Origin of the sequence: Mesorhizobium sp. M0244, assembly GCF_040321795.1 — a bacterium.
Classification (GTDB): Bacteria; Pseudomonadota; Alphaproteobacteria; order Rhizobiales; family Rhizobiaceae; genus Mesorhizobium.
This window is the reverse complement of record NZ_JAMYSE010000154.1, coordinates 1-9,318: the sequence shown is the minus strand read 5'-3', so window position 1 is coordinate 9,318 and position 9,318 is coordinate 1. Positions and strand designations below refer to the sequence as shown.

Below are 9,318 nucleotides of genomic sequence, written 5' to 3'. Positions count from 1 at the left end.
GCATGCCCGGGCCGACATCCTCTGCCTTGCCCACCACGTGCTTAGCCATTTTTCCTCCCTGGCAAAAGCGAGACGGAACTGATCCGAGAAGCCATGTTAAACGTAATAACCTCGCTCCATCTGCGGAATAGACAGATTGGATCAAAATGCACCACCACAGGGCGACATCGGGTGCGTGGAACCGAAGCGAGCCTGCCATGCTTTGTCACGTCGGCGATTGGAACCGGGCTTTATGACGCCTTCGCCCGCAGAGTGCTGGGCATAACGTCCAAAGGTATTGGGCAGAGATATGGCCGCCCCCCCGTTTGTTGCTTCAACTCCGCCTTTGCACGAGCGATGATTTCTGGATTGCGTATGCAATCTGCCGCCGTAGAAGCCATCACCTTGGCAGCCAATATCATCCCCTTGTGGGCAGCAGGCAAATCGCCTTGGGTGACGAGCTGCCAACTGTGGAAGGGCGTGCCGATGGCGAAACAGGCTGTTTGACACTGTGCAGTCGGCACGATCCAGCTGACGTCGCCCACATCTGTCGAGCCCATCTCGATTGGGTCTGTGCCCAATGGTAGGAGGCTATCGTGGAGCATTTTGTCCTTCAGCGAAACATCGCGCGACGCGACGCTGGCCAGCACATCTTCGTCCGTCAGGGCCATTTGGCGGAGCTCTTTGGCGAACTCATAGTCAGCGCCGTCAAAGGCGGGCGGGCCAACACGGCGCATGTTCTCATACATGACGTCCTGCAGCGCTTTGTTGGGCAAAATGTTGGAGTAGCCGCCAGTGATTTGCACCTTAACAGAGGTCTCGGTCATAAGCGCAGCACCTTCTGCAATCTTTTTCACGCGCGCGAACACCCGCTCAGCATCTTGCAAGTTCGGAGAACGAACAGAATAAGCTGACTCAGCATACGCCTGCACAACGTTAGGGGCCTCACCGCCGGCGTTGGTAATCGCATAGTGAACGCGAGCGTTTGAGGGCATGTGCTCGCGCATGTAGTTGACGCCCACATTCATCAACTCCACCGCGTCGAGCGCGCTGCGCCCCAAATGTGGATCCGCCGCCGCATGGGCCGCGCGACCAGTAAAGGAGAAACGAGCCCACACTGCAGCGTTCGTGGACTTTGTTAACACTTCGTTTACCACTGCTGGGTGCCAGCACAAGGCTGCATCGAGATCGTTAAAAGCGCCGGTTCGGGCCATGTAGGCCTTACCCCCTCCAGCTTCTTCTGCGGGGCAGCCATAATAGCGCACAGTACCTTCAATACTTTCAGCTCCGAGCGCATCTTTTAATGCAACTGCTGCAAGCGCTGATCCAGAACCGAGTAGATTGTGCCCGCAGCCATGACCTGGTCCTCCCGCGGTTGATGAGCTGGGCTCAGTTGCGCCCGACACTTGAGCAAGATCGGGAAGCGCATCGTATTCGCCAAGGATGCCAATGATGGGGCTCCCCTTGCCGAATTCGGCGACGAAGGCGGTAGCGATGCCGCCGACATTCGCTGTGATGCGAAAACCTTCGCGCTCAAGCATAGCGACGTGCTCTGCAACCGAGCGATGCTCCTCAAACGCTAATTCTGGCATTGCCCAGATGCGATCGCTTAAGGCGCAGTAGTCGGCGGCTTTCGCATTCACGCGGCGGACGATTTCATCAAGGCTGAGAGGATCGTTTTGCATAATTTCTATGTCCCTTGAGGTCATGGCTAACTGTTCGGATGGCCGTATCCGGAAGCGTTTAAATTCTTGGGCATTTCTCGGGCTTTCCGGCGACCTCGCCGAGGTACGCGGGCGAAGAGTAGGCCGTTCTAGCACGGAGTGCATTTTCGAGAGTGGGAATGTCCCAACCGATGTGGTCAGGTTAACTTTCGATGGTGACTGATAGCTCGCCGCCATGATTCAATATCCTGTCAGCTCAGCGCGCAGGTGAGGACACTCCAGCAAGCTGCAATCGATTTGCGTTGAGGTTCGAAATATCCTCGGTCGTTTGGCCCTTCGATCCTCATATACCACTCGACGAGGCGTCGGCCGACGATCTTGCGCAACGACCTAGTCGGGTAGCGCGAAGCGAGGGTCGAGCATGTCACGCAGGCCATCACCAATCAAATTGATAGCCAATACTACAGCCACAATTACGAGGCTTGGATACAATATTAGGTAAGGTGCGATCAGAGCAAACGACCGGCCTTCGGCGACGATATTGCCCCAACTCGGGTGCTCAGGAGGAACCCCGACACCGACAAAGCTCAGGTAGGCTTCATAAAGAATAGCCAGGCCACAGATATATGTCGCCTGCACGGTGATTGGGGCCAACGCGTTCGGCAAAATGTACTTGAATAATAGCCGCAGAGGACTAGCGCCGTATGACCGAGCCGCCTCTATGAAGACCTGCTCCCGGAGCGTCAGCGTTAAGCTCCTAACCAATCTTGCAACACCGGGCACTTCCGGTATCGCCAAAGCCAGGATTACGGTCAAGATCCCGCCACCGAAGATCGTTGCCAAGGCAATGGCGAGCAGGATCCCCGGTATCGCCATAATGCCGTCCATCACCCTCATCAAGATCTTGTCTGATGCCTGTCCGGCACCTGCCACAAGACCCAAGATTGTTCCGGCTGTTGTCGCCAGAACCGCAGTGGCCAGTCCAATTGCGAGCGAGACCCGCCCGCCGTAAAGCACACGCGTGAAAATGTCCCGCCCGAACATATCGGTGCCCAGCAAATGGGCGCTACTGGGCGGATTGAGTCTCAACTCCGGACTTATCGACAAGGGATTAAGATTGGCTATCCCAGGACCCAGATACGACACGAGCACAACCAAAAGCATGAAAATCACGGCGACACGCACCGACGCCGGCAGGCGCGTCATATGCGGCCACAACAGGGAAAACGTCATACGGCCTAACTCCTCAAGTATATTTAATTCTCGGGTCCATTAAGGGGTACGACAGGTCCACCAGCAGATTTACCATGACATACACACACGCACTTATCAGTAGGACCCCCTGAATGACCGGAACATCCCGGTGCTGGATGGCTTCCACGAGGAGGCTACCGACCCCGGGAATTGCGAAGACAGTCTCTGTTATTACGACACCACCAAGCATACCCGCGAACGACATTCCAACTACGGTGACCAGAGGTACAGCGATCAGCTTAAGGCAGTGTCGAACGAGGATCGTGAACTCGTCGAGCCCTTTCGCTCGCGCGACACGGATAAAGTCCTGATTCAGCACTTCGATTGCGCTCGCTCTTGTGATTCGAGTGATGAGTGCCGTTTGCGCAAATCCCAACATGGTTGCGGGCAGAAGCACATGCCGCAAGACTTCCGTCACACCGCGGTCGAATCCTGGGAACCCGGAGACCGGCATTGACCCAAAGTACACACCGAACGTGAATATCAGCACGTACCCTATCAGAAAGGGAGGTATCGCTGTCCCCGCAACCCCGAAGAGCGATACTAAGCGATCAGCGATGCCCCCTCTCTTTTGTGCTGCCAACAATCCCAACGGCAGCGAGACGGCTATTTGAACCACAGTTGCTGCGGTCGCGAGAATAATCGTCGGTTCTACTCGCGACAGAATAAGATTGAATACTGGCTGTCTGGAAAAGATCGAGTTTCCCAGATTCCCCTGGACGACATTCGCCAACCAATGAAGATACTGGACAACCAGCGGATCACCGAGATGAAGGCTCTCCCGAATCGCAGCGATCTGGGCGGGCGTCGCGTAGTCGCCCGCCAGCATAGCCGCGGCATCTCCAGGGCTCAGATACGTCAGACCGAAAACTATGGCGGTCACGATCCCCACCACCGGAATGACGGAAAGGACCCTGGTAATGAGATACCTGATCATACTTACCTCACAAACCGTAGACGCGTTGCGCTACTGGCCCTTCCGCCGGATATTCCAGAAATAGGCATAAGGTGCCTCGGGATTGAACCCTTCGAGGTCGGCTCCGTAAACAGTCGGAATGCCGTACTCTCCCGTCATGACAAAGGGAAAATAGGCTGATGCGCGGGCTTGGAGTTCAAAAGTAATTTTCTTTTTCTCGTTCTCGTCGACTGCGCTGGCGAAGGCAGCTCTCAGTTTCTCGAGCTTTTCATCGCAAGGCCAACCAAACCAAGCCTTGTCGCAGTTCGCAGCCAGCATCAGATGGGTGATCGGGGAACTGGCAGGTCCCACCTCCATGTAGGTAGGGAACAGGTTCCACCCGCCTTCCGAAGCAGGCGCCTTAGACGTGCGGCGCGACGTCACGGTAGCCCAATCCATTGCTTGAAGGTCTACTTGGACGCCAATCTTTCTCAACTGCTGCGCCAAGTACAACGATCTCGCGTGGGCCTCTGCCCAATCGGTTAGATCGAAGATCACAATCGGCTTTCCATCGTAACCGGCTTCTTTGAAGAGCTCCTTAGCCTTGTCAAAGTCCGCGGCACCCCGGTGGCCGCTATAGGCGGACTCGTCGCCATACTTTCCCTCGCAGGTGAGATAAGCGTAGCAGGGATGCCAGAATTGCGGGTCACCCACAGAGATCTGCATGACCTCCTTCTGGTCGATCAGGTAGGTAAGAGCCTCAGTCGCCTTTATGTTGTTGAACGGTGGCACCTCATGATTCACCACGAAGAGGCTTTGCACGAAATATCCTTTCGAGACCACGAGCTTCGGATCTTTTCGCAGCGCCAAAGCGTTGTCGATCGCAGGAGTTAGCCAGATATCTTGTTTCCCAGTGAGCATCGCCGCCATCGCGGTGTTTGGGTCGGGAATGTAAGAAACTTCAATCTTATCAAAGGTTGCCTCTTTCTTACCCCAATAGAAGCTCGGCGGGTCGTTGCGCGGAGTGTAGAAGGAGTTCTTGGTGTAGACGGGCGTTTGCCCTGGCTTCCAGTTGGAGTAATCAAACTTATACGGACCAGAACCGGTTGTATCGGTGAGTTGTTCCGTTGGTGGCAGGGAGGCGACCCGCTTGGGCATTATGAAAGGGACATTACCCTCAGTACTGGCAAGCGCCGAGGGAACGTCGAACGGCTCATTAAGCTCGATCCGAAACGTCAGATCGTCGACCTTCACCATCTCCTTGGCCCGGGATCCAAGGAGTCCACCGACCACATCCCGAGACTCCCAGCGCTTCAGGGACTGGATCACGTCGTCAGTGGTGATTGGAGCTCCGTCGGAGAATTTCAGGCTCTTGCGAAGCGTGATTGTGTAGGTCTTCTTGTCCGAGTTCACATCAACTTTGTCGGCCATTTGGGGACGAGGTGTGCCGCTGCTGTCGAATTCGAACAATTTATCGTAAATCAGATACCCGTGGATCTGCGTGTCTCCCGATGTTGTTACAATGGGATCAACAATTTTCAGGGCGCTTCCCTCTATTACGCGCAGCGTGTCCGCCTTCGCCGTGCCGACGGATAAAACGCCGATAAAGGCAGTCGTTAGTAACCAACGCACTGCAGTTGTTCTGGACGTCGATGTCATGAGTTTGATCTTCATTTTCGTTCCCTCTAGTTGTTTAAGGACCAATAGGCTGTAGTGCCCATTGGGTTCTCCTGCTCCCATTCCTCGCCCCAAATCATGACTGCGTGGCCAGGCGAGACTTCACGATACTGGCGTATAGGTGGGACGTAGTCTGCAGGCCGGACCGGACTCTTGATTTCGTCATTTGAGACCGGGCGTTTCTGCAGGCGCCGTGCCGGATCTGCGATCGGCACTGCCGCGAGCAGCCGTTTGGTATACGGATGCTGCGGATTCTGAAAAATCGCCTCGCGCGGGCCGATCTCGACGATCTCGCCAAGATACATCACAGCCACGCGGTGGCTAACGCGTTCGACCACTGCCATGTCGTGCGAGATGAAAAGATAGGCAAGGCCCATACGAGCCTGGAGATCCAGCATAAGGTTGACGACTTGCGCCTTCACAGACACGTCCAGCGCCGAGACGGCTTCGTCCGCTATGATGAGCCGCGGCTCGAGTGCAAGCGCACGGGCAATACAGATGCGCTGGCGCTGGCCACCCGAGAACTCATGCGGAAAGCGGTTGACTATGTCAGGCGAAAGACCTACCCGCTGCAGGAGGTCAGCGACCTTATCGCGTGCTTCCGAGCGGCTGGCGAGATTGTTGATCAGCAGCGGTTCGATGATCGCTGTGCCGACATCCATGCGCGGATTGAGCGATGCGAACGGATCCTGGAAGATCATCTGAATGCGATTACGCTGTTTGCGCAACTCGGATTGACCAAGTTTTACAAGGTCAACACCATCGAGCAAAATCGACCCGGAGAGGGGCTCAGTCAACCGCATCACCGTCCGGCCTGTCGTCGATTTACCACAGCCTGATTCGCCGACCAGTGCCAAGGTTTCGCCGCTCTTGACGCTGAAGGAGACATTCTCGACCGCGTAGACCCGGCCTTTGACCGAAGAAAACATGCCCGACCGGATTTCGAAGCGCTTAGTCAAGCCCGCAACCTCCAGCACCGGGCGCTCCGCCTCCTTGACAGTGTCCGGCACCTCGGCCGGCACGTCGGATTGGCCAGTCGTGCGGTCGACGATCGTGAAACGCATTGGCCGCCTTCGCCCCTTCATCGAGCCGAGCTTTGGGACGGCTGCAAGCAGCGATTGCGTGTAGGGGTGTTCGGGGCGTTTGAAGATGTCCTCGGTCGGCGCAGCCTCGACCACCTGACCGTTATACATGACCACCGTGCGGTTGGCGATCTCGGCGACGACGCCCATGTCGTGCGTGATGAAGAGGACGGACATGGCCTCCTCTTTCTGCAGCTCCTTGATCAGCTCCAAGATTTGCGCCTGGATCGTCACGTCCAGTGCCGTCGTCGGCTCATCGGCAATCAGCAGCTTTGGCTTGCCGGCCAACGCCATCGCAATCATCACGCGTTGGCGCATGCCCCCAGAGAAGTGGTGTGGATATTCGTGGAAGCGCGACTTCGCCGCCGGGATCCGTACCTTCTCCAACAGCCTAATCGTTTCCAACTCAGCCTCGGATCGCGACAGGCTGCGGTGCAGAATCAGCGATTCCGCTATTTGGAACCCGATTGTGAGTACCGGGTTCAGCGAGGTCATCGGCTCCTGAAAAATCATGGCAATGTCGTTGCCGCGGATACGACGCATTTCTGCTTGCGAGAGCGTGAGCAGCTCCTGCCCCTCAAGCTTGATCGACCCTTCCACCCTGCTCGAAGCTGGCGAGTTGAGCCGCATGATCGAGAGAGCCGTCACGCTCTTTCCCGAGCCGGATTCGCCCACGACGGCGACTGTCTCTCTTGCGCCGATGTCAAACGATATGCCGTCCACGACGGGCGCCCAGCGCCCTCCGACACGGAAGGAGGTCACCAACTGCGAAACCGAAAGGACCGGCTCGGTCGTTCCGTGTCTACGCACTCTTGACTCAGGCTTGCACAAATCTACCAGGTCGGAAACCACGAGACCCCTCCAAGACCTATGACCAATTTTCGCTGAAGACCGGACAAGGTTCTGGCCCAGAAATCTTTTGCTTCGTTGAGCACGTTCAACAGATCAATTTTGTCGGACCGGACGGATAGGTCTGTGTCCGCCGCGCAGTTCGCTTTCTCGACCCACTCAAGTCTCCATTCGCGTGAAACAGGACAACACGTCTGGTCAGGACCAGTTCGTTGCGCCGTCGGTTGCCCAGCCATCGAAATCCTTCCTGTGGGCCACATATGAAGCGGCTACCCTGCTGTATCTTGGCGTAGTGCCTGGCGCATTATGCGCATGCTGATACTCGGGTGTTCGCGTTACAGGCTCCGATAAACGTTTCTGGCGTTCTCCCGAAACAGCATCGCCTTGTGTTCCTCGGATATTCGAGCCTTGAAGGCGTAGCGTGGATCGTCAAAGTCCCAGTGAGGATAGTCGCTGGCATACAGCAGCTTGTCCCAACCGATCTGATCAAACAGGTAGTTCAGTTCCTCGGGATTGTCCGGCTCTTCCACCGGCTGTGTGGAAAAGTAGAAATGCTTGCGAAGATACTGCGAAGGCGGGTGTTTCAGGCTCGCCACTTCCGAGCCCATGCGCCGCCACAACATGTCGAGCCGGTGTCCAAGTCCGATCGACCAGGTACAGCCGCACTCGACGATGACCACCTTGAGAGATGGCAACTGATCGAACACGCCATCGAGAATGAGACTCATAATCTGCGTTTGCGCAGCGAAGGTGAGATCCAAATGGTCCTCACAGTAGTAGGACGGCCAGCCGCTGGCAGTCCGGGCGCCGGCTCGGCCTCCGATGTGCATGCCGATCGGAAAGCCATGATGAGCCGCAGCTTCCAGGATAGGCCTGTAGCGCCGGTGGCCCAATGGTTCGGTTGTCCCTGCGAATATCTCCACCTGGACAAATCGCGCATCGAGAGCCCGCTTTTCGATTTCTGCGACCGAGGCAACGACATCGTCCGGAACGACCACAACGGACGCTCTCAGCCGATCCTCCGGCTCGACGAACTCGGTGATCTGCCAATCGTTGATCGCCGTGGACAACACGTTGCTGAGATCGAGATTGCGCCCGCCGTTGGGCAGCCCTACCATGGGTTGGAGCACACCGAAGACGACATTGTTGGGATCGAGGTGCTGCTTCCTCATGAGCGCCAGGTCCGAACCGGGCAGCCCGCCATCCGGCCAGGCGTCACGACGGCACGACATTGGATTGGATCCGTCATAGTTGTAGCCGCTGGTAAACGCCTCGAATCCCAACTCTCCATACTGATCGAGATGATCGCGCCATCGCTTTGACATATACGGATGAAGGCCATAGCGGTCTTTGAGCGCCGGATGGATATCGCAATCGGCTATGCCTACCGAAGATGTGGAACGCACCGGCTGCTTCGGGCTGGCTATCGTATCGTTCATTACACCGTCTCCATCAGCCGTGGGTAAGTCCGCAACGGGTTCTCCTGCGCGATTTTGTGGCGAAGCCGCGCTGGAAAACCGGGCGGCATCGGATCATCTCCGTCGAACTGCCAATGCGGGTAGTCGGAAGAGAAGAGCAGCATGTCTTCGGAGCCGAGATGCTCTATCAGCTTCTCGACGTGCACCGGATCCTTCGACGTATCGAATGGCTGGATTGTAAACCGGACACGATCCCGGATTTCCACCGCGGGAGAGCGCTTCACCCACGGGACCTCGCCGCGGGTACCATGCCAGTCTTTCTTGCTCTTCCAGATAAAACTGGGCACCCAACTGATGCCCGCCTCGATCATCACGAAGGTAAGATCGGGGAACTTGGCAAATACACCCTCCATGATCAGGCTCTGGAGCTGTGCCGCGAAAATGTGCGTTCCGCTGGCATAGTCCTGAAGGTAGGTCGACGGCCAACCCATACCGCTGCT

7 protein-coding genes are annotated in these 9,318 nt (G+C 56.6%); all 7 read right to left on the bottom strand.

Annotated features, from left to right (window positions below; genetic code table 11):
* Window positions 1-230 precede the first annotated feature (230 nt).
* Window positions 231-1,664, bottom strand: a complete 1,434-nt coding sequence (locus NKJ08_RS37400) for a M20 family metallopeptidase (RefSeq protein ID WP_352786194.1) — start codon at window positions 1,662-1,664, stop codon at window positions 231-233.
* Window positions 1,665-2,033: 369 nt separating this feature from the next.
* Entirely contained in the window at window positions 2,034-2,876 is an 843-nt protein-coding gene (locus NKJ08_RS37395; RefSeq protein WP_352786193.1) for an ABC transporter permease, read from the bottom strand.
* Between the two features lie 13 nt (window positions 2,877-2,889).
* Window positions 2,890-3,834, bottom strand: coding sequence for an ABC transporter permease (locus NKJ08_RS37390; protein WP_352786191.1), 945 nt, complete (start codon window positions 3,832-3,834; stop codon window positions 2,890-2,892).
* Between the two features lie 30 nt (window positions 3,835-3,864).
* Window positions 3,865-5,466 carry an ABC transporter substrate-binding protein gene (locus NKJ08_RS37385; protein ID WP_352786189.1) on the bottom strand — a complete coding sequence of 534 codons (1,602 nt, stop codon included), beginning with the start codon at window positions 5,464-5,466 and terminating at the stop codon, window positions 3,865-3,867.
* Window positions 5,467-5,477: 11 nt separating this feature from the next.
* Window positions 5,478-7,382: an ABC transporter ATP-binding protein gene (locus NKJ08_RS37380; RefSeq protein WP_352786195.1), complete on the bottom strand. Its 1,905-nt coding sequence runs from the start codon at window positions 7,380-7,382 to the stop codon at window positions 5,478-5,480.
* Window positions 7,383-7,735: 353 nt separating this feature from the next.
* Window positions 7,736-8,839 (bottom strand): amidohydrolase family protein, encoded by a 1,104-nt coding sequence (locus NKJ08_RS37375; protein WP_352786187.1) that lies wholly within the window; start codon window positions 8,837-8,839, stop codon window positions 7,736-7,738.
* A partial coding sequence (locus NKJ08_RS37370; protein ID WP_352786185.1) for an amidohydrolase family protein occupies window positions 8,839-9,318 on the bottom strand: 480 nt, incomplete at its 5' end. The genes NKJ08_RS37370 and NKJ08_RS37375, both read right to left, overlap by 1 nt.